Origin of the sequence: Algoriphagus sp. A40 (genome assembly GCF_002002735.1) — a bacterium.
GTDB lineage: Bacteria > Bacteroidota > Bacteroidia > Cytophagales > Cyclobacteriaceae > Algoriphagus.
Genome location: NZ_MUNY01000061.1, coordinates 167880 through 187594, shown reverse-complemented (window position 1 = coordinate 187594; position 19715 = coordinate 167880). Strand labels below are relative to the sequence as shown.

Annotated in this window: 19 protein-coding genes and 2 tRNA genes; 9 read left to right on the top strand and 12 right to left on the bottom strand. The window is 44.0% G+C overall.

Annotated elements, in window-relative coordinates; genetic code table 11:
- Positions 1-173 precede the first annotated feature (173 nt).
- Positions 174-674 (top strand): hypothetical protein, encoded by a 501-nt coding sequence (locus B0E43_RS16180; RefSeq protein WP_139352792.1) that lies wholly within the window; start codon positions 174-176, stop codon positions 672-674.
- Between the two features lie 136 nt (positions 675-810).
- Here B0E43_RS16180 and B0E43_RS16175 read toward each other — a convergent pair whose 3' ends face one another.
- The 4 genes from B0E43_RS16175 to B0E43_RS16160 all read right to left on the bottom strand — a co-directional run bounded on the left by B0E43_RS16175 (position 811) and on the right by B0E43_RS16160 (position 5002).
- Complete coding sequence (locus B0E43_RS16175; RefSeq protein ID WP_077351597.1) at positions 811-1647, bottom strand: sialate O-acetylesterase; 837 nt, start codon at positions 1645-1647, stop codon at positions 811-813.
- A gap of 353 nt (positions 1648-2000) precedes the next feature.
- Complete coding sequence (locus B0E43_RS16170) at positions 2001-2669, bottom strand: hypothetical protein (RefSeq protein ID WP_077351635.1); 669 nt, start codon at positions 2667-2669, stop codon at positions 2001-2003.
- 157 nt (positions 2670-2826) lie between these two features.
- Entirely contained in the window at positions 2827-3435 is a 609-nt protein-coding gene (locus B0E43_RS16165; RefSeq protein ID WP_077351595.1) for a hypothetical protein, read from the bottom strand.
- A gap of 115 nt (positions 3436-3550) precedes the next feature.
- Positions 3551-5002, bottom strand: a complete 1452-nt coding sequence (locus tag B0E43_RS16160) for an amidohydrolase (protein WP_077351593.1) — start codon at positions 5000-5002, stop codon at positions 3551-3553.
- Between the two features lie 436 nt (positions 5003-5438).
- Here B0E43_RS16160 and B0E43_RS16155 point away from each other — a divergent pair, with 436 nt between their 5' ends.
- Positions 5439-6149, top strand: coding sequence for a 6-phosphogluconolactonase (locus B0E43_RS16155; protein WP_077351591.1), 711 nt, complete (start codon positions 5439-5441; stop codon positions 6147-6149).
- A 1180-nt stretch (positions 6150-7329) separates the two neighbouring features.
- Here the strand turns inward: B0E43_RS16155 and B0E43_RS16140 are convergent.
- Together B0E43_RS16140 and B0E43_RS16135 are read right to left on the bottom strand one after the other, a co-directional pair.
- Positions 7330-7403, bottom strand: a tRNA-Asp gene (locus B0E43_RS16140).
- A gap of 195 nt (positions 7404-7598) precedes the next feature.
- Positions 7599-7672, bottom strand: a tRNA-Asp gene (locus B0E43_RS16135).
- 208 nt (positions 7673-7880) lie between these two features.
- Between B0E43_RS16135 and B0E43_RS16130 the strand changes: the two genes are divergently transcribed.
- From B0E43_RS16130 to B0E43_RS16115, 4 genes are all read left to right on the top strand, one after another.
- On the top strand, positions 7881-8828 hold the full coding sequence (locus tag B0E43_RS16130; protein ID WP_077351633.1) for an acetyl-CoA carboxylase carboxyltransferase subunit alpha: 948 nt from the start codon (positions 7881-7883) through the stop codon (positions 8826-8828).
- Between the two features lie 140 nt (positions 8829-8968).
- Positions 8969-9808, top strand: a complete 840-nt coding sequence (locus B0E43_RS16125) for an MBL fold metallo-hydrolase (protein ID WP_077351589.1) — start codon at positions 8969-8971, stop codon at positions 9806-9808.
- On the top strand, positions 9798-10601 hold the full coding sequence (locus B0E43_RS16120; RefSeq protein ID WP_077351587.1) for a patatin-like phospholipase family protein: 804 nt from the start codon (positions 9798-9800) through the stop codon (positions 10599-10601). The genes B0E43_RS16125 and B0E43_RS16120 overlap by 11 nt, the downstream gene beginning before the upstream one ends.
- The gene (locus B0E43_RS16115; RefSeq protein ID WP_077351585.1) at positions 10598-11158 is read left to right on the top strand and encodes a 1-acyl-sn-glycerol-3-phosphate acyltransferase; all 561 of its coding nucleotides are present in this window, start codon (positions 10598-10600) and stop codon (positions 11156-11158) included. Before B0E43_RS16120 ends, B0E43_RS16115 begins: the two co-directional genes overlap by 4 nt.
- Positions 11159-11249: 91 nt before the next feature.
- On the opposite strand, the gene B0E43_RS16110 is transcribed toward B0E43_RS16115, so the two are convergent.
- The 6 genes from B0E43_RS16110 to B0E43_RS16085 all read right to left on the bottom strand — a co-directional run bounded on the left by B0E43_RS16110 (position 11250) and on the right by B0E43_RS16085 (position 17056).
- Positions 11250-11477 (bottom strand): hypothetical protein, encoded by a 228-nt coding sequence (locus tag B0E43_RS16110; RefSeq protein WP_077351583.1) that lies wholly within the window; start codon positions 11475-11477, stop codon positions 11250-11252.
- Between the two features lie 37 nt (positions 11478-11514).
- Complete coding sequence (gene msrB / locus B0E43_RS16105) at positions 11515-11931, bottom strand: peptide-methionine (R)-S-oxide reductase MsrB (protein ID WP_077351581.1); 417 nt, start codon at positions 11929-11931, stop codon at positions 11515-11517.
- A 26-nt stretch (positions 11932-11957) separates the two neighbouring features.
- Positions 11958-12485: a DinB family protein gene (locus B0E43_RS16100; RefSeq protein ID WP_217349176.1), complete on the bottom strand. Its 528-nt coding sequence runs from the start codon at positions 12483-12485 to the stop codon at positions 11958-11960.
- Entirely contained in the window at positions 12475-14874 is a 2400-nt protein-coding gene (locus B0E43_RS16095; protein ID WP_077351579.1) for a penicillin acylase family protein, read from the bottom strand. Before B0E43_RS16095 ends, B0E43_RS16100 begins: the two co-directional genes overlap by 11 nt.
- Positions 14875-14963: 89 nt before the next feature.
- Positions 14964-16145 carry an aspartate aminotransferase family protein gene (locus tag B0E43_RS16090; protein ID WP_077351577.1) on the bottom strand — a complete coding sequence of 394 codons (1182 nt, stop codon included), beginning with the start codon at positions 16143-16145 and terminating at the stop codon, positions 14964-14966.
- A 14-nt stretch (positions 16146-16159) separates the two neighbouring features.
- Entirely contained in the window at positions 16160-17056 is an 897-nt protein-coding gene (locus tag B0E43_RS16085) for a class I SAM-dependent methyltransferase (protein WP_077351575.1), read from the bottom strand.
- A gap of 507 nt (positions 17057-17563) precedes the next feature.
- Here B0E43_RS16085 and B0E43_RS16080 point away from each other — a divergent pair.
- The 3 genes from B0E43_RS16080 to B0E43_RS16070 are packed head-to-tail and all read left to right on the top strand — an operon-like array spanning position 17564 to position 19710.
- Positions 17564-18385: a 1-acyl-sn-glycerol-3-phosphate acyltransferase gene (locus B0E43_RS16080; RefSeq protein WP_077351573.1), complete on the top strand. Its 822-nt coding sequence runs from the start codon at positions 17564-17566 to the stop codon at positions 18383-18385.
- Entirely contained in the window at positions 18378-19343 is a 966-nt protein-coding gene (locus tag B0E43_RS16075; protein WP_077351571.1) for a GNAT family N-acetyltransferase, read from the top strand. Before B0E43_RS16080 ends, B0E43_RS16075 begins: the two co-directional genes overlap by 8 nt.
- Entirely contained in the window at positions 19324-19710 is a 387-nt protein-coding gene (locus B0E43_RS16070; protein ID WP_077351569.1) for a CoA-binding protein, read from the top strand. The genes B0E43_RS16075 and B0E43_RS16070 overlap by 20 nt, the downstream gene beginning before the upstream one ends.
- The last annotated feature ends 5 nt before the right edge of the window (positions 19711-19715 follow it).

The following is a 19715-nucleotide window of genomic DNA, read 5'->3' as shown; positions in this document are numbered from 1 at the left end:
GGTTAAACTTCTTAATTATTGGCTTTTGTCAAATTGAAGATTATCCTTTAAGTATTTTCCGAATCCTGAAGGTGCTTACAGGTTTTTAATAGTTTTTATTATTCACTTTCAACCAATTATTACTCATGAAAAACAAAATTTTTGCTTACCTGGTCTTATGCTGTGGCCTACTCATGTTTGGCTGTGGCACTGAATTCCCTGCGTCTGCTGATTTTGCAGAGGATAGATTGTCATCTTCATCGAAGAAGGTAAATGGAGCGACCCAAGTCGACGGAATTGGATATTTTGATGCAGCAGATGATTGCGGTTCCGGAAGCCAAGGCGCCACTTTTGCAGTCAGTATGACAGGAGACCTCGAGGGGTGTTTATTTGTATTTGTTGAAGAATTCAAATGCAATTCAAGCGGGGCTTACTATGAGAAAGGAAGTGAGCTCTTCGTTGGTACTTACAAGGGGGAATTTGGTACGTTTAGGACGACTTACGTATTTACTGCGAAGTATGAGGGATGTGCCGAAGACGGTTCTTATTTGGGACTGGAGATCTTCGGCCGTTGCCAGCATCCTATTGTGAAGGGTAGCGGTGATGGAGTATTCACTGGTGTCTCTGGTCGATTGGATATGAAGGATGACATTGAGGAGGCTAACTATCCTTACAGAGGTCACTTGAAATTCTGAAGTTCTATCGACTGAGGGTTGAAGCCTCAAAAATTGGATACTAAAGAAGGGAATTTAAAGACCTTATTGGAACCTGGTTTCAATAAGGTCTTTCTTTTTCTATGCTGGATTTGTCTGAGAATTCAGGCGAGGTATTTTACTCGTTGAGGACTTTGCGTCTTTGGATTAATGCTTTGGCATGCCTTTTTCCCATTTCCCGCTGTCCTTCCGCGTCAAAATGAATTGAATCACCCTTATGGTTCAGATCCTTCGTCTTGATCAAATTAGCATAGGGATCCGTTTTTTGATATGCTTCCATTTTGGAATTTATCGCTTGCCAGGGTTCGTCTGTCTTTGAATAAGAACCTAATCGGCCCATTGAAATGGGTAGTGTGGGATTCCCAACTTCAGTCCTAAACTTTTCGAATAAAACTGCCAGTTGTTTATCATAGATTTCAATGGTTTCCGATGTGGCTGCATCACTTTCTCCCTGATGCCAAAGGATGGCCTTGACGGTTCCATACTGTTGCCCAAGTGCTGCTTTTTCCCTGAAATTGGAGAGTAGAGGAACATTTCGGAAGGTTTCATCGGTAATCCATTGATTGATCGCACTTCCCCCAACGGCTGTGGGAATCAACAAAATGGAAATGCTGTCTGGAATGTGCTTCAGTAATTCTTTTCCAAACGAAAGGCCACAGTCCAATCCCGTCAGCATAGGTTCATAGAAGTGGAGCGGTTCTTTGGCCAGGATCACTTCTCCGGTCTTGTTGATGGTCAAAATCCTTGGGTCAGGGATCGTGTCCATGGGCTCTACTTTTCCACGCCCTGCCATATTGGATTGCCCTGCAAGAATGAAAACCCAAAGGTTTTCTTTGGCTGGAATTTCCTTGGGTTTCTCTTCAAGTCTTGGAAAAAATTCGGTTCGTGGATCTTTCTGAGTGGTTCCCATAACAAGGAAAATGAAGAGGAGGAAGAGGTGTTTTGTATTGGTCATGGCGGGGTGTTCGTACCTTTCAAGAGATACTGAATATAGGCAATCGGCTGAAGTTTCAAGGGATAGTCCAAACGCAAGGTGTATTGATTGAATTACAAATTCAAAAAATAAAAAGGTAGGACAAGGTGTATAAAAATGATTCGCCGCGGCGAATCATTTTAACCTTGGGCCAGGATGCAGGGAAGGCAATCTCAACTAGGACAACGTCAATTTGAAAACCAGCGAAGAAAGAAGTAGTCAACGCCTAGCGGGGTGAACCGCCGTATACGAGACCCGTTCTTACGGTGGTGTGAGAAGCGCACCTCGTCAACTTAACGGTTGGCGAGGCCGTCTACTCGATTGGCGTTTTGTTCTTATTTATTTGTCATTATAAAATTCAAAACACCTTGATACATAAGGTCAACCTGCTCTTTAGAATATTCTCCATATTTTCCGTGCGCAGCTCTATTTCTTAAGTCAAGCCATGCAGTAACATTCTTTTGTTCTAGTACTCCATATACACCAGCTTTTACCAAATCAGAATTAAGGCTGTCCGCTTTCTTTGGAACGTAATCTCCTGACTTATTTAGGAAATCAATGTCAACAGAATTCTTTTTACACAATTGACGTAAGTGTTCTTCTAACACAGAACCTAACATCACAGCTGCGGGGTCTTTGTAGTTTTGGTCTAACAAGTATTTGCTCATATCAAGGAAGTCGGTAAAAATCTCTGCCGATACCATTTCTTTAATTGAGATTAACCAATCATTTTCAACTTCATCCCTTATCGATTTCAAAATATTAACTCCATTTTCTGCTTCATGATATGCTTGGCCTTTTACCCTTTCATCAAAAGTTTTAAAGAATGGATGAGTTTCGCTATAAAGATTTCTGATAAATGACAATGATGCGGCACGAAATCCAATTTGCAGACCCATGTTAACATAATTTCCACTAAAATCACTGCGTTGCTTTGTTGCAAGAACAGCATTGCCCTGTTTTATCAAATGGTCAATTCTTATTAATAAATCTTGTTTCTTCATTGTGCTTCTTTTTATAATTACCGCCAACGCTCGGCTATAAAACGTATGCGTGAAAATATCCACATCTTTGTCCCACGTTGCTAGCGAAATTTACTTGCACACACTTTAATAACCTACGATATAGCATATGTTTTATAGCCATTGTTGGCAGCAGTTTTCATTTCTCGCGTCCGATCCAAACATGTCCCACCTTTCTTGCATACATCGTCTCAGGTTGTCCATTTATTACTGTTTCTTCAGTCTTGAATCCTAATTTCTCTAATTCTTCAATTTCCTCCTCACTAAGTCCCTCAATATTTTTAAATCGAAGATCTTCATCATCAAACAGTGTCCACTCAAATCTTGAAAGGTCATATGTTTTTGATTTCCATTTAAGAGTCGGAAACTCTATGTTGTCTTTACTTTGTCGATAATAGTTGTCCCTCTTTATTCCTGTTGTCTCAACATTTGCACACACCACTTGACTTCTTATTGTATTTGGATCATTCAGCCAAATCTGTAGATCAAATGGTTGTTTTAAAACATCATAACTTTTTTTCCAATGATCATGAATGTCAATCAGTCTTTGAATTATAAGTCTGAAGTACCAATTTGGAGGAACCCTCTCACATAGTCTATTCCATGGATCAATTCTTACTTTAACGTAATCTTCTCCACGGCTATGAAATGATTTAATGTCAGGTGTTTTGTAAGTATAGAACCAAGAATCCACGTGTCCTATTCTCCTTGTCCATCCTCTTATTTTCTTTTTATTGGTGTGTACCATCTGTCCAATTGAAAATTGCTGCCAAGGTTTGTCTTTGCGCAACTACTGCGTAAGGCATGCCTATTTGAATGCCTTACGCAATTGTTTCGGGTAGTTGCGAATTGTTTACCTCAACTCAATACCCAGCCTTCAAAGGCGGAGGGCCGTCTGGTACGATTCCTTTGTAGACATAGTCTCCTTTTTTCTCCTTGAATTCAGCTTGGATCTCGTTTCTCAGGGTTTCGTTTTGGTAGAGATCCACCATGGTCATGGCCAAGGCTTTTGCGGCATAGCCCATTCCTTTGTGTCCGATGGACATTCCTCCCGAAGCGACCACTGCCCAAGAGTGCCAAGGTGTGCCGTTGGGTGCTGTGGTGGCACTGAGGCGGATCGTCGGAACTACCCAGCTGACATCACCCACATCGGTACTTCCGCCCATACTGTGTTCCAGGGTTTCTTTCAGTGGCTTGATTTCTGAAAGAAGGCCGATTTGAGGCTTGCCGGTGGCTTCCTGGATTTTTTTTGCAAATTCTTGCTCTTCGGGGGTGTAGGTGATCGGTCCCAGAGCTTCGAGATTTTGTTGCATATATTCCGATCCGGTCCGGTTGACCAAAATCTCATGAACCCCTGATACCAAAGTGACTTTGTAATCCACATTGGCCAGGATCGCTGCCCCTTCGGCCATTTTTTCCACCTGTTTCCAAACCGGCTCCAATCCCTCGCGGCTGGTGTCCCTCACCCGCACCCAGAGACGGCTATAGTCCGGCACTACGTTGACCACCTGTCCGCCGTCTTGGATGTGGTAATGAATTCTTACCGTAGGCTTGATATGCTCCCGGTAGTAATTGATTCCACTGGTGTACAATTCAAGCGCGTCGGAGGCAGAGCGACCGTTCCAGGGATCTGCCGAGGCATGGGCTGCCTGCCCGTTGAATTCCACAATAAAATCCGCCAAAGCCAGTCCCTTTTGAACATCTGTTTCAGTTTCTGCTGCCGGATGCCAGTCCATCATCACATCCACGTCATCCATCAGTCCGGCTCGGATCATCCAGAGTTTGCCGAAGAATTTTTCCTCAGCTGGAGTTCCGTAAAAACGGACAGTTCCTTTGAGTTTTCCCTCAGCGATCAAGTCTTTGATTGCAGCAGCGGCACTCAGTGAAGCCACTCCAAAAAGATTGTGTCCACAGCCGTGACCGGGTGCGTCTTCATGAAGCGGACTTTTGAATGGAACCTTGTTTTGGGAAAGGCCGGGTAACGCATCAAACTCTCCCAAGATGCCGATGATCGGGGCACCGGAGCCGTATTCTGCGACAAAAGCTGTTGGAATTTCCCCGACACCGCGGGTCACTTTGAAACCCAATTCTTCGGCATAGGCAGAAAGTGCTGCCGCGGATTGGGTTTCGTTAAATGCAGTTTCTTCAAATGCCCAGATTTTGTCGCTGAGATCTGTCATGGAAGCAAATCTGGAATCGATCGTTTGTTGGACTGCTTGCTTGAGTGGATCTGGTTTCGGGGTATTTTTTTGTCCAAAAAGGGGAGAGGCCGACAGGATTAAGGCTGCGGTGATTCCCAGGTAGAGATTCTTCATGTTGGGTAGTGGTCTTGTAAGGTTTTACAAGGATAAGATAAGAAGGAATTGGAAACTAAAAAGGGTTTATCTGTGGATAGGTGAGTTTTGGCCACAAAGACCCTAAGGCACAAAGAAAGGAACAGAATTTTAGGTTGTCATGCTTCTCCAGAAGCTGGATACTAAGGTGCGGCGTTGTCTTGCTTCTCCAGAAGCAGGACAGTTTGCTACGCTTCACCCTCGGTGGCTTAACAAAAAAAATATCGCATATGATAATCGAATCATTTCCGAATAGGATTTTACATGATATTTAAGGACAGAAATATTAACCCAAAGCGACATCCCTTTTCAAGGAAAGACTTAGAACAGGCTTCTTCTGTCTTCGGTCCTCGGTCTTCCAGCTAAAGCTCACAGGAATATCCTCAACTAGTAGAATTAACCTATAACTAATCCGAACATGAACTTCCAATTCCTCCCTGATTTTGCTGAAATGAGCCGGAAAGGCTTCGAATTGGTGAAAAAAGAAATTGAAAAAAAGCCCGATTTATTGTTCTGCGTAGCAAGTGGTGGATCTCCTTCCGGACTTTACGCCGAAATGGCGAGCTATCAAAAAGAACAACCCGACTTTTGTGGCACCTTGAAAGTCGTGAAATTGGACGAATGGGGAGGCTTGGAGTCGGGATCTACTTTCACTTCTGAGTATGATGTTCAGACCAAGTTTCTTCAGCCTTTGGGGATTTCTCCGGACCGCTATCTGACCATTGATCCATTTACCACTGACCCGACAGGTGATTGTGAACGGATGAAGTCTTTGCTTGAGCTACATGGCCCGGTGGATGTATGCATCTTGGGAATCGGTGTCAACGGACATATCGCGCTAAACGAACCCGGTGAAGCCTTGAATCTGGGTTTCCATGTTTCAAAATTGGCGGAATCCACTCTAAACCATGGCATGATCAGATCATTGAAACAGCCGCCGACGTTCGGGATGACCATGGGAGTGGGGGAGATTCTCCGGTCAAAAAAGGTATTGCTTTTCATTGCAGGTTCGGGGAAAAAAGATGCTTTTCAGAGGCTTCTTAAAGAGGAAGTGAGCACTCAATTTCCCGCTTCCCTGCTTTGGCTTCATCCCAATGTGGATGTTTTGGTGGACGAAAGAGCGATTTAATTTCACCGCGGAGGCGCAGAGTCCGCGGAGAATATTTGGCGTATTCGTTTCTTTTGGAAGTAGTTTTCCATTAGTAATGGATCTAACTCGGCTAAATCCAAATCAAAAAGTCCTTGGCTGATCGTGCTTAATTTTTTTCACTCTGTGGCCTCTGCGTCTCTGCGGTGAGTAAACTGGATTTCTCTGGGGCTTTAAGCGGAATGGACAGCCTGTCCCGAGAATCGGGAGGACTTGAACTCTAGACCGGTTAAAACAAAAAAGCCCAAGATTTCTCTCGGGCTTTAAGGGGAATGGACAGCCTGTCCCGAGAATCGGGAGGGCTCGAACCCGCGACCTTCCCGATGAATCGGGACAAGCATTCTAACCAGCTGAACTACCACTCAAATTGGTTTGCCTTCAAATAAATATCAAATGGTGAATGGATATTCCATCCCGAGCATCGGGAGGACTAGAATTTGCGACCGGTTTAAAACAAAAAAGCCCAAGATTTCTCTGGGGCTTTAAGCGGAATGGACAGCCTGTCCCGAGTATCGGGAGGACTCGAACCCGCGACCTTCCCGATGAATCGGGACAAGCATTCTAACCAGCTGAACTACCACTCAAATTGGTTTGCCTTCAAATAAATATCAAATAGGTAATGGATATTCCATCCCGAGCATCGGGAGAACTAGAACTTGCGACCGGTTTAAAACAAAAAAGCCCAAGATTTCTCTCGGGCTTTAAGCGGAATGGACAGCCTGTCCCGAGAATCGGGAGGACTCGAACCCGCGACCTTCCCGATGAATCGGGACAAGCATTCTAACCAGCTGAACTACCACTCAAATTGGTTTGCCTTCAAATAAATATCAAATGGGGAATGGATATTCCATCCCGAGCATCGGGAGAACTAGAACTTGCGACCGGTTTAAAACAAAAAAGCCCAAGATTTCTCTCGGGTTTTAAGCGGAATGGACAGCCTGTCCCGAGCATCGGGAGGACTAGAATTTGCGATCGGTTTAAAACAAAAAAGCCCAAGATTTCTCTAGGGCTTTAAGCGGAATGGACAGCCTGTCCCGAGCATCGGGAGGACTCGAACCCGCGACCTTCCCGAAATGATCGGGACAAGCATTCTAACCAGCTGAACTACCATTTCTGACTGGTTTAAAACAAAAAAGTCCCGAATTTCTTCGGGACTTTAGTGCGGAATGGACGGGACTCGAACCCGCGACCTCCTGCGTGACAGGCAGGCATTCTAACCAGCTGAACTACCACTCCAATTTTTTTGAGTTTTGAACTCTGACCAGCGACCTTCCCGAAATGATCGGGACAAGCATCTAACCAGCTGAACTACCACTCCAATTTTTTTGAGTTTTGAACTCTGACCAGCGACCTTCCCGAAATGATCGGGACAAGCATCTAACCAGCTGAACTACCACTCCTAATGGTTTAGCTTCTAATAAATCACTTATGCGGAATGGACGGGACTCGAACCCGCGACCTCCTGCGTGACAGGCAGGCATTCTAACCAGCTGAACTACCACTCCGTTTTATGTACTCCTCGTTTGGAGTGGTGCAAAGGTAGGAAATTGATCTTTTCCTGCAATACCTGGATTTAATAATTTTCTTCCCTTATTCTATCTGTTTCTTATTCAGTTGAATAGTTTTTTAAATGCCATAAACTCTTTCAGCCTAAATCCGGGGTTTGTCACTATGGGATAATCCTTATCTTTGTTCCTTCCAAAAATCACCAAAATGGTATTAGAATTCGAAAAACCCATTGCTGATTTAGAGCAAAAACTTCAAGAGATGAAAGACTTGGCCAAAGGCCGGAATATCGACCTAAGCAGTGATATTGAGTCTTTGGAGGAAAAAATTCTCGCTTTGAAAAAAGAGACTTTCGAGAACCTCACACGCTGGCAGCGAGTGCAGCTTTCACGGCATGCGGAACGTCCATATGCCCTTGATTACATCTACGAAATTACCCACGACTTCATCGAAATCTTCGGAGACCGAAATGTCAAAGACGACAAAGCAATGATTGGCGGACTCGGGGATGTAGATGGGCGCACGGTCATGTTTATTGGCCAGCAAAAGGGCAGAAATACCAAACAGCGCCAGATGCGCAACTTTGGGATGGCCAACCCGGAAGGCTACAGAAAAGCGCTGAGATTGATGAAAATGGCGGAGAAATTCGGCAAACCCATCGTAACCTTGATCGATACTCCTGGTGCATTTCCGGGACTTGAAGCCGAGGAAAGAGGTCAGGGAGAGGCTATTGCCAGAAACCTGAAGGAGATGTTTATGCTCAAAGTCCCAGTGATCTGCATTATTATCGGTGAGGGTGCTTCCGGTGGAGCCTTGGGCATTGGCATTGGAGACCGGGTAATAATGCTTGAAAATTCCTGGTATTCGGTCATTTCACCGGAAAACTGCTCCACTATCCTTTGGAGATCATGGGATTATAAAGAACAGGCAGCTGAATCACTTAAATTGACTGCCAAGGATATGAAAGGCAACGGATTGGTGGATGATATTATTCCTGAGCCATTGGGTGGAGCCCATCGGGATCTGAAGTGGATGTCTAATGCAATCAAAGAAGCCATTTTGAGATCTCTCAAAGAATTGGACAAAATCAAACCTGAAAAGCGGATTGAGCAACGAATTGAGAAGTTTTGCTCAATGGGTGTTGTAGTCGAATGAGAATTTGAAGTTTATAATTTAAAAGATCCCGATAGCTCGGGAGAGATTGCGGAAGCGCCAATCCCGATAACTTATAAAAGAAGCAATCTGTCTCTGTGACATGGTTGCTTCTGGCTTTTTAACCATTAGAATAAGCCCAAATGGAATTATACTCAATAAATACAGGCTTTTTTAAATTGGATGGTGGTGCCATGTTTGGGGTAGTGCCCAAATTAATTTGGTCCCACTCAAATCCAGCAGACGAGAATAACCTCTGCACTTGGGCGATGCGAAGTTTGTTGGCGGTGGATGGTAACCGATTGGTTTTAATTGACAATGGAATCGGCGACAAGCAGCAAGCAAGATTTTTCGCCCTTTATCATCTCCATGGGGAGGATTCGCTTCAGAGAAACTTACATCGACTTGGAGTCAATTTTCAACAGATCACAGACAATTTCCTAACTCACCTTCACTTTGACCATTGCGGGGGTGGAGTTAGATACGGTTCTCATGGACAGTATGAAATGACTTTTCCACGGGCCACCTATTGGTCCAACAGTGATCACTGGCAATGGGCGACAGTTCCAAATCCCCGGGAAAAAGCTTCTTTCCTGACTGAAAACATCCTTCCTATGCAGGAATTGGGACAATTGCAGTTTTTGGACCTGGGTCAAAAAAGTCTTTTTCCCGGATTTGATTTCATTACAGTGGATGGACATACGGACAAGCAGATGCTTCCAAAGATTCAATACAAAGGTAAAACTGTGGTATTTGTAGCTGATTTGATTCCTTCTGTTGGCCATATTCCATTGGTCTATGTTATGGGATACGATACCCGGCCATTGATTACCATGGGTGAAAAGGAGGCGTTTTTGGAAGAAGCTGCAAGAGAAGGATATATACTTTTTCTGGAGCATGATCCAGTCCATGAATGCTGTACTGTGAAAATGACCGAGAGGGGCGTACGCTTAGATCAGACATTCAGACTGGATGAAATCTAAATTGAAAATCGGTGTTGCCCTTTCCGGTGGAGGAGTGAGGGGGATTTCTCACTTGGGAGTCCTAAAAGCCCTAAATGAAATCGGAATTTTTCCAACCAAAGTCTCCGGAACTTCAGCCGGTGCGATTGCAGGTGCAATGTATTGCCAGGGATACCAACCAGAAGAAATCCTGAAAATCATTGTGGAAACAAATTTTTTCAGATTTATGCGGCCGGCAATTTCTTTGAAAGGAATTCTGAAAATGGAAAACGTCGGTGACCTTTTTAAAATTTACCTTCCGCACAATGACTTTGCGCAGCTCAAAACACCTCTCGCAGTGGCGGCTACAGATATCAGTAAAGGAAAAGTAGTTTATTTTGACGAAGGGGAATTGATCGCTCCACTGATGGCTTCGAGCTGTATCCCAGGGATGTTTGAACCAATCGTGATCGGTAATAAACACTTGGTCGACGGGGGAGTGCTGAATAATTTGCCCGTGGAGCCATTGGATGGGATTTGTGATTTTGTGATCGGTGTCAATTGTAATCACCTTCCTGAGGAGAGCAATATCAGAAACATGAAAAAGCTGATCGAACGGGCAGTGATCATGTCGATGAATTACAACGTGTACAGCCGAAAAGCCAAATGTGACTATTTCATTGAGGCTCCTGGATTGGGGAAATTCGGAGTATTTGACATAAAAAAAGCCCCCGAATTATTTCAAGCCGGATATGATCACACCATGAAAGTAATTGAAGAAAATCCCTCAATTTTGGACCTCGCAAACCCAAGCGCAAAACATTTAAGTGTATGATGAAGCTCCTTTCCAGATTCGTTTTTTGGATTTCAGGTTGGACCCTCAATGATAATTGGCCGGTTGGCCTTAAAAAGGCAGTTTTGATCGCCATTCCCCACACCTCAAACTGGGACATCCTCTATGCCAGGGCGGCCTTTTTTCTTATGGACATTCCAGTCCGGTTTACAATCAAAAAGGAAGTAATGGTAGGCCCTTTGGGTTGGCTGCTTAGCGGATTGGGAGCCATTGCCATCGACCGAAAGCGAATCCCGGGAGGAAGAAAACAAACCTACACTGAAGCCATGGTTAACATGCTGAAAGAGCGTGATGAACTTGTGATAATGGTAACTCCGGAGGGAACCAGAAGCGCGGTAAAAAAGTGGAAAACAGGATTTTACCATATTGCACTTGATGCTAATGTTCCGGTTGTAATTGGCTATCTCGATTACAAAAAGAAGGAGGCTGGCATCGGTCCTTGCATCTATCCAAATGGTGATATGGATGGGCAGATTGAAGAGATGAAGGTCTTTGGCAGAACGGTGACCGGAAGGCATCCTGAGAAAGGAATTATCTGAGGTACGCGTTATAAAAGACGAAATACGAGGGCTGAGGCTTGGAAAAGGTTTTTCAAGATTCAGCCCTTTTTTCAAAATGCATTTCCCTTAATCACCGGTATCTTTCCTTCAAATCCTCAACAGTATAGATATCTTCCTCATCTTTCAAAAATTCGGAGGGTTTGCCTTTTTCCACAAGTTTTTGAATTCCAATTCGGAGGGTTTGATCCTCAAGTTTTTTTAGGACAAAATCTGCAAAATCATTGACCTCCTGGATTTTTTCGACTGGTAATTGGTCAAGCACCTTCAATGTTTTATTGATTACATCTTCCTTTGTCATGACTTGAATATTTTCTAAAACTTCAATTAAGCGAAAATTATTCTTTTTTAAAATCCATGCTGAGCGAATTGATGCAATAGCGGATGCCCCCCTGATCTTTGGGTCCATCGGGAAAGCGGTGACCCAAGTGCCCGCCACATTTGCCGCAGAGGATTTCCTCACGGACCATAAAGTGGCTGTAATCCATATGGACATCGATGGATTCGGGTGTGAGGGGCTCGGTAAAACTTGGCCAACCGCAGCCGCTGTCATACTTTTTGGAGGAGTGAAAAATTCCATTTCCGCAGGCTTTGCACTCGTAGATTCCAGTTTCCTTATTGAGGTAATATTGCCCGGTAAAGGGTCTCTCGGTTCCTTTTTCTCTCAAAACATGAAAAGACTGAGGATCCAGAATCTGTTCCCATTCTGATTCCTGCTTCTGGATTTCGTAGTTTTTTGGCTCTTTCTTTTTCATCCCATTTTTTTCTTAGAAACCCAAATTCAGGAATTAAAGTTTGGATCAATTCCATAGCGGTAAACCCATCTAGGTGAATCATCGATTTGTTGCCTCAGCATCAGATTGAGCTGACCAACGTGGTGCTGGACATGGCGGAGATTGTAGAGTAGAATTTCGAGGATGGAATAGTCCATCGTTTTTGACTCATTGATCCAGCGGATCTCGGCAAGGTTTTCATTCAGCTCGGATAGGAGTTTTTCAAACTTGGATTTGCAGAAAAGAAGATAATCCAGAATTTCCACCTTTGAAAAGATCTCAACAGGAGGCTCTTCCCCAAATTCTGAATAAGTGAAATTGGACGGCGGAGCAAAACCCACAGGCTTCAAAGTCAGGTAATAATCCAGAAAAAACAGGGTATGAAAGGCCTGATGGGAAAATGCTTTTTCGCCTTGCCAAATCTGCTCCGGACAGGCCTCAATGGCGTTTTCGAGCATGTCCATACTCGCACCAAACTGGCTCCAGATTGAATTCTTCAGGGTTCTAAAAATTGTGCTTTCCATGTCAGTTTTCATTTGGAACCAATAACAGTTTTCCTTTTGCTTTTTCTCTGATTTCGGCCTCATTCATAAGTTGGGCCCGGTATTTTCCTTTTGCGAAAAGCTCCTTCTGATCAGCATAATGACTACTAAAGCGGTTTCCGCTGTTGCCGGTCGGAAGTACGGAAACGGAGCCTTCGACATCCGAAAAGTCCAAAATGATCCGCATAGCCGGCCCGGAGGTGACTTTGTAAATCCCATCTCCATTCAGCCGAAAAGCCAGTTTGTTGACTGATTCTTCATTGGCGGGGACAGGCCCGGTGGTCACGTTGAAGATTTTGTCCAGCGGTTTTTGACTTCCGAGTGGATGGGGATGCTCCACATTCACAGCCTTTTCCCATTTCCATTCCTCAGAATCTTTTCCAAATTGAGATTTCAGCTCATCTAGAGAAATTTGAAGCGCTTCTGTGATGATCTGTTCTCGGGTTTCTTTGGGATCTGTGCCTCTTTTATCCCACCAGGGATTTTCTTCATAAGAGAGAAAGTGTGTGGTACTTCTGACTAAGATGAAAGTTTCCAAATAGGATTTGAACGCCTCTTCGCCCAATTCATCCTCCATCGCAAGCCTCAGAATATGGTATTGCCATTTGTAATAAACCGTCGGAGCTTCTAAATCCAAGTCATGAGTTCCATCCCAATTTTGCAAAACTTCCAAAGCATCTGAAAACTCCGAAAAATCTTCCTGCTTGATGTGTGAAAGCATAAACTGGGCATTTTTGGGCTGGACTTCATTTACCGTTTCCAACTGCAAGGTTTTGATTGATTCCTGATCCCAATCGTTTCGGGAAGTGATGGTTTTTGCAATCCGATTCCAGCGTTGTCCGGGGAAATAATAGCCAGGAAAAAACACGCCATTTCGCATCGAATCTGGCTGGTTGTTGGCAGAAGCGACAAAACCGATTTCGGGATTGATGCTTTGCGGATTTTCCGAAAAAGGATACCAGCCTTTGGGTTGACTTTCCGGATCTGAGCCGTCTGCAAAAATCTTGGAATGAACCTTTTCGCTTCGGATAGGAAGTTTTGCTGAAGCCCACCAGGCAATATTTCCTGCACTGTCGCCGTACATGATATTCAATCCGGGTGCATGGATCAGACTTGCGGCCTCGGCCACTACCTGGATGTTTTGGGCATGGTTCATTTTAAAAATTGCTTCCAAAGCCATGCTGGGTTCTAAAGTGTAAACCCACCATGACGAAACCGGATTGCTTGTCAGTGCAGCGATTTCTTTGGAAACTGAATTGATAATCGGGCCATGGATCGTTTCTCTGATTTCAAATTCAACTGGTTCCTGGCCTTTGACGTTGATCAGTTCTTTTCTTGAAGTAATCGGGAAAATGGAATCACCGACGAGGATTTCATTGGGATTGCTTGGGTTCAGTTTTTCTTCGAAAAAGTCATGGTCGTCATTTTCGAACATGGTCAAACCAATGCTGTGATGCCGTGTATGACCGACCAATCCAAAAGGAACTCCAGCAAGATGGTTTCCATAAAAACTGAAACCGGGATATTCCAGATGCGCTTCATACCAAACCGAGGGTGAGGAGAAGCCGATGTGGGTATCGTTGTTGAATATGACCTTGCCGGATTTGGTCCGACTTCCTGAGATTACCCAGGCATTGCTGCCTTCCAAAAGTGGTACAGGCAGTTTTCCGAACAAAGCAGAAAGGTTTGGATTCATAGAAACTGAACCCATTTTCAGAGAATCTGGATAATTTACCGGAATGACATAATGCTCAGGAAGGGTCTGAATGGAAAGGGAATTCAGGTATTCTGGTCCAAGTTCGCGGGCCATTTTAGTGACCAAAGGATCCGTCTTCAGTGCCATAGCGAATGTGAAACTCATATATCCCACGATCGAATGCATGTCTTCAATAGTGTAGGGCCGCGGTTTTTCTCCCAAAAGCAGGTATTCAACAGGAAGTTTGCCGTTTGAAATAAACTCATTCACACCTTCCAAATACGCCTCCGCTGCCTTTTTCCAGGGTGTTTCTCCCTGAGCTAAAAAAGCAGCAGCACTTTCTTTGGAGTGCTTTGGGATGCCCAGCGTATGAAAAAATTGATCCACTTCCATAAGGTCTTTTCCAAGAAACTCAGCCAGTGTCCCGGAACCAACCCGGCGCATCATTTCCAGTTGGAAAAGCCGGTCTTGAGCATGCACATAGCCTAATGCCCGATAGGCATCGGTTTCGTTTTGAGCATAGATATGAGGGATGCCGTATTTGTCAAAATGTACTTCCACTTCCTCTTTCAGGCCATCTAGTTTCAGTTCACCATTGTATTGGGGACTTTGGTAAAAGATAAAAATCAATAAGCCAATGACCAGCAACAAGGCTAGGAATCCTAGAAAACTTAGGAGTTTTTTCATTTCGGAAAAATTTCAGAAAAGATAAGAGAAAGGAGGATTTGAAAAAATTACCCAAGCAATTGCTTTAGCACAATGAAGGAGTTCAAAATTTAAGATTCTTCAATTGCCTTTAAAATTACTTTGCAGGCTTCTCTGATTTCCTCTTCAGTAATTACCAAGGGCGGTGCAATCCGCATAGAGTCATCGCAAAACAAAAACCAATCGGTAATCACTCCCAGCTCAATTGCTCGGTCGATAATGGGTTTGAGTTCTTCAAATGACTCAAATTCCACGGCCATCATCAGTCCTTTATTCCGGATGCTTTTGATTTTTGGATGTATAAGCAGGCTTTTGAAAAGTTCGGCTTTTGCCTCAACCTGTTCGATCAGGTTTTCTTCCTTCAAAATTTGAACTGTAGCCAATGAGGCTGCAGCGCTGACAGGATGGCCACCAAAAGTGGTAATGTGGCCTAGAAGTGGATTGTTTTTCAAAACTCCCATCACTTCCTTGTTCGCGATAAATGCCCCGATCGGCATTCCTCCGCCCATTCCTTTGGCACAAACCAAAATGTCCGGCACGATATCAAAATGCTCGAACGCCCAGAATTTTCCGGTCCGTCCAAAGCCTGCCTGGATTTCATCCAAAATCAAAAGTGTTCCTGTTTCGTTGCATTTTTTCCGCAAAGCCAGGAAATAATCCTTTTTTGCAACTCGAATCCCGGCTTCTCCCTGGATGGTTTCGATAATTATCGCCGCAGTTTGATCGGTGATTTTCCCCAAATCTGAAGCTTCACCGTAATGAATATGGCTGATTCCGGGTAGTAGAGGACGGTAAGCTCTTTTAAAGATTTCATTTCCACCTACGCTGAGTGAGCCGTGGCTGGAGCCGTGATAAGCATTGACACAGGAAATAATTTCTCTCCGGTTGGTGTAGCGCTTGGCGAGTTTGAGAGCTCCCTCAACAGCTTCCGATCCGCTGTTGACCAAATACACATTGTCGAGCTGGGAAGGTAGTGTGTCGCAAAGTGCTTTTGCCAATACTGTTTGTGGAGTCTGCACATATTCACCATACACCATCAGGTGCAGGTATTTGTCCAATTGAGATTGGATAGCAGCAATGACTTTTGGGTGGCGGTGGCCGACATTGCTTACTCCGATTCCTGAAATAAGATCGGTGTATTTTTCACCGTTTGGCCCAAAAAGATAGATTCCCTCGGCTTTCTCCACTTCGATCAACAATGGAAAGTCCGTGGTCTGGGCCAAATGAGAAAGGAAAAGCTGTCGGTTATTCATTTTTTACACTCTGATCAAAAGCTGGAAAACCGGAAGAAAATGCCCAATGGAAGTTTTTTGCCTTGCTTTTCTTCCAGATAGAGTTCTCCCTGTTCCGGATTTTTTACTTCTCCGAAATTGGACTTGATCAGATTGGCAGCAATCAGAGAGGAGAAGCTGAGGGAATACATGTTGAGGAGAAGGAAGTGGTCTTTCGGATCTAATATCTCCGCACAAGTTTTCAGCATGTCGTTGATTTGCTCCTCGAGGATCCATTTTTCACCTTCCGGACCTCGGCCATAGGCAGGTGGGTCAAGAATAATTCCCTGATAGATATTTCCCCGACGGGCTTCGCGTTTGATGAATTTCATTGCATCGTCCACCATCCAGCGGATTCCGTCCAAACCGGAAGATTCCATGTTGTGCTTGGACCAAGTGACCACCTGCTTCACCGAATCGAGGTGAGTGACATCAGCTCCTGCAGCCCGGCTGGCCACACTTGCTGCACCGGTATAGGCAAAAAGATTTAAAACCTTGGGTTTTTGGCCTGGAAATGATTTGATTTTCTGATATAAATAATCCCAATTGACAGCTTGCTCCGGGAAAAGTCCGATGTGCTTGAAGGAAGTCAGCGCAAGATTCAAGGTCATTTTCAACCCTTCTGCATTTTCATAGCCGATCGACCAATTGTGTGGCATCGATTTGATTTGCTGCCACTGGCCTTTTTCAGGATTGTTTTTTTCTTTGGCAAAGTGAGCATGAGCGAGACTTCTCCACTCTGATTCTGGTAAACTTTTGTCCCAAATTGCTTGAGGCTCGGGGCGGCTGAGGATATATTTTCCGATTCGCTCCAGTTTTTCAAATCCGCCGGTGTCGATCAGTTCGTAATCATTCCAGGGACCGGGGCAGAGGGAGAGGATGGTTTCTTTCATATGGTTATAATTTTTTCTTAAAGGCCATATAGCCTGTCCCGAACTTGTTTCGGGAGAATCTCGCATCGAGGATAACCATCCCTTTGTGTGTCGATTGCATTTTGCTAGATTTCATTGTGCCAAAAATAAGGAATTCGGTTGGCAGTCGCGGTGATCAATTCACATATCCCCCAAACATATTTGCTGGATAGAAAATGCAGCAATTAGGCCAAATAGCTTCGAGTTTTCTTTCGTTCCGCTCCGCTGAAATTTCATTTCAAATCCTGATTAGGACTTTCAAATTGCCCCAAACAATCTTGGAAATGCTTCTTGTTCTTCTTGGGTTCATAAATAATGTAATTTGAGAAGCGGGCTAAAAATCTACGCACTTGGTTTTCAGGATTCTAGTTTTAGTCTGGTTTACTGACGAATTGCAAAGGCTTATTTTTTGTACTTTTGAAATAATCAGTTGTGAAAATTTTAATTTTTCCTTCGATTATAACTTGAGCTTCTCAATTTTTTGACCCCATGTCAAAGAAATTTATCGATATCGAAAAAGCCATCCACGCTAAAAATCCCAAACTCCTCAAATGGATGCCGGGATTTGCTTTGAATTATATCAAGCGGGTGACCCATGAGGAATGGCTAAATTCGATTTTGAATAACCATCAGAATCAAAAAGGACTTGATTTTGCAGACGCCCTGATCAGAGAATTTGAAATGGATGTTAGGCTGATTGGAGGGGAAAATATTCCAAAAACAGGAGGGGTGATTTTGGCGTCAAATCATCCGCTAGGCGGAATGGACGGGATTGCTTTTATGCATGCAGTGGGCAAGATCAGGCCTGATGTGCGGTTTTTGGTCAACGATCTGCTGATGAGTTTTGATAATTTCGATCCGATTTTTATACCGGTCAATAAATTCGGCAAAAACTCAAAAGATGCCAATCAGCGAATTGAAGAGGCCTATTCAAAAGGTTACGCCGTGTTGATTTTCCCGGCAGGCCTGGTTTCCAGAAAACAGGAAGGGGAAATCAAAGATTTACCTTGGAAGAAAAGCTTCATCTCAAAAGCAAAAAAATACCAGCTCGACGTGGTCCCATGCCATATCGGTGGGAGAAATTCTGAGTTTTTTTACAATCTTGCCAACTGGCGAAAGAAAATAGGAGTGAAGGCCAACCTAGAAATGTTTTGGCTTGTCGATGAAATGTATCAGCAACGTGGGAAAAAAGTCGAAATTCGGGTAGGAAAACCCGTTTCTCATGACTTTTTCAATTCAGAAAAATCTGAAGTTCAGTGGGCAGAGTATATGAAAGATTTGGTTTATAAACTGGGAGAAAGACATGAATAAAGAAATGCCGATTATTTCAGCTGTAGATCGCAAGCTGCTTAAAGAAGAATTGAACCCCGAACGCTTTCTCCGGTACACCAACAACGGAGATAACCTCGTATATCTCGTCAATTACCATAATGCACCCAATGTCGTTCAGGAGATCGGGCGGTTGAGAGAACTGACTTTTCGTGCAGCTGGGGGTGGAACAGGGATGGAAATTGATCTCGATGACAACGACACTTGCGAAAACTGCTATGACCAGCTGGTTACCTGGAATCCGGAGGACGAGGAAATCGTCGCCGGGTATAGGGTGATTATGTGTAAAAATGCCATCGAACCGGATGGTTCGATCAATCTTTCGACAACGCATTTGTTCGATTTTTCCGAAAAATTCATCAAAGAATTTATTCCATTTACACTTGAGTTGGGCAGATCATTTGTCCAACCCATGTATCAGCCAAGCCTGGATAACCGCAAGGGTCTGTTCAGCCTAGACAACCTTTGGGATGGGCTTGGAGCAGTGGTTTTACTCAATCCGGATGTCAAATACCTTTTTGGAAAAGTGACCATGTATCCTCATTACAATAGAGAAGGACGTGATTTGTTGCTTTATTTCATGAATCATTATTTTCCTGATCATGAAGGACTTGTAAAGCCAAAAGAGAACCTGAGGTTGAGCTATGAAACGGACATTGCATCACAGCCAAATCCATTTCTGGGCTTGGATTACAAAGAAGGATATAAGTATCTGAACAGCAGGATTCGATCATTGGGAGAAAATATTCCTCCTCTGATCAATACCTATATGAACCTTTCTCCGACCATGCGGACCTTTGGAACAGCACTGAATGATGAGTTTGGGGAAGTGGAGGAGACAGGGATTATGATTACGCTTTCGGATATTTATGAAAGCAAAAAGCATCGGCACATGGATACTTTTGTTAGAGATCAGGTTTATGGAAAGCGGAAAATCTGAAGCAAAGAGAACCCTGATTGTTGGTGCCACGACCAATCCCTCGCGATATGCCTATTTTGCAGCGAAAATGTTTGCTGAAAGAGGCTTGGATTTCATACCTATCGGTATCAAAGGAGGAGAACTTTTTGGTAAGGAAATTCTCGATTTGAGAGCTAAGCCTGAACTGAAGGACATTCACACTATTACACTTTACATCGGTCCAGGTCATCAGGAAGAGTGGATGGAGTACCTGATCGGCCTAAAACCAAAGCGGATCATTTTCAACCCGGGCTCTGAAAATCCCGATTTTTTCAAACGAGCAAAAGAAGCCGGAATTGAGGTTCTCCCTGCCTGCAATCTGGTGATGTTGAGTACCTCCCAATTTTGACTTCT

Excerpts from the sequence above, each read along its gene's own strand:
- B0E43_RS16180 (WP_139352792.1), top strand. The coding sequence starts at position 174 with ATGTTTGGCTGTGGCACTGAATTCCCTGCGTCTGCTGATTTTGCAGAG.
- B0E43_RS16175 (WP_077351597.1), bottom strand. The coding sequence starts at position 1,647 with ATGACCAATACAAAACACCTCTTCCTCCTCTTCATTTTCCTTGTTATG.
- B0E43_RS16170 (WP_077351635.1), bottom strand. The coding sequence starts at position 2,669 with ATGAAGAAACAAGATTTATTAATAAGAATTGACCATTTGATAAAACAG.
- B0E43_RS16165 (WP_077351595.1), bottom strand. The coding sequence starts at position 3,435 with ATGGTACACACCAATAAAAAGAAAATAAGAGGATGGACAAGGAGAATA.
- B0E43_RS16160 (WP_077351593.1), bottom strand. The coding sequence starts at position 5,002 with ATGAAGAATCTCTACCTGGGAATCACCGCAGCCTTAATCCTGTCGGCC.
- B0E43_RS16155 (WP_077351591.1), top strand. The coding sequence starts at position 5,439 with ATGAACTTCCAATTCCTCCCTGATTTTGCTGAAATGAGCCGGAAAGGC.
- B0E43_RS16130 (WP_077351633.1), top strand. The coding sequence starts at position 7,881 with ATGGTATTAGAATTCGAAAAACCCATTGCTGATTTAGAGCAAAAACTT.
- B0E43_RS16125 (WP_077351589.1), top strand. The coding sequence starts at position 8,969 with ATGGAATTATACTCAATAAATACAGGCTTTTTTAAATTGGATGGTGGT.
- B0E43_RS16120 (WP_077351587.1), top strand. The coding sequence starts at position 9,798 with ATGAAATCTAAATTGAAAATCGGTGTTGCCCTTTCCGGTGGAGGAGTG.
- B0E43_RS16115 (WP_077351585.1), top strand. The coding sequence starts at position 10,598 with ATGATGAAGCTCCTTTCCAGATTCGTTTTTTGGATTTCAGGTTGGACC.
- B0E43_RS16110 (WP_077351583.1), bottom strand. The coding sequence starts at position 11,477 with ATGACAAAGGAAGATGTAATCAATAAAACATTGAAGGTGCTTGACCAA.
- msrB (WP_077351581.1), bottom strand. The coding sequence starts at position 11,931 with ATGAAAAAGAAAGAGCCAAAAAACTACGAAATCCAGAAGCAGGAATCA.
- B0E43_RS16100 (WP_217349176.1), bottom strand. The coding sequence starts at position 12,485 with ATGAAAACTGACATGGAAAGCACAATTTTTAGAACCCTGAAGAATTCA.
- B0E43_RS16095 (WP_077351579.1), bottom strand. The coding sequence starts at position 14,874 with ATGAAAAAACTCCTAAGTTTTCTAGGATTCCTAGCCTTGTTGCTGGTC.
- B0E43_RS16090 (WP_077351577.1), bottom strand. The coding sequence starts at position 16,145 with ATGAATAACCGACAGCTTTTCCTTTCTCATTTGGCCCAGACCACGGAC.
- B0E43_RS16085 (WP_077351575.1), bottom strand. The coding sequence starts at position 17,056 with ATGAAAGAAACCATCCTCTCCCTCTGCCCCGGTCCCTGGAATGATTAC.
- B0E43_RS16080 (WP_077351573.1), top strand. The coding sequence starts at position 17,564 with ATGTCAAAGAAATTTATCGATATCGAAAAAGCCATCCACGCTAAAAAT.
- B0E43_RS16075 (WP_077351571.1), top strand. The coding sequence starts at position 18,378 with ATGAATAAAGAAATGCCGATTATTTCAGCTGTAGATCGCAAGCTGCTT.
- B0E43_RS16070 (WP_077351569.1), top strand. The coding sequence starts at position 19,324 with ATGGAAAGCGGAAAATCTGAAGCAAAGAGAACCCTGATTGTTGGTGCC.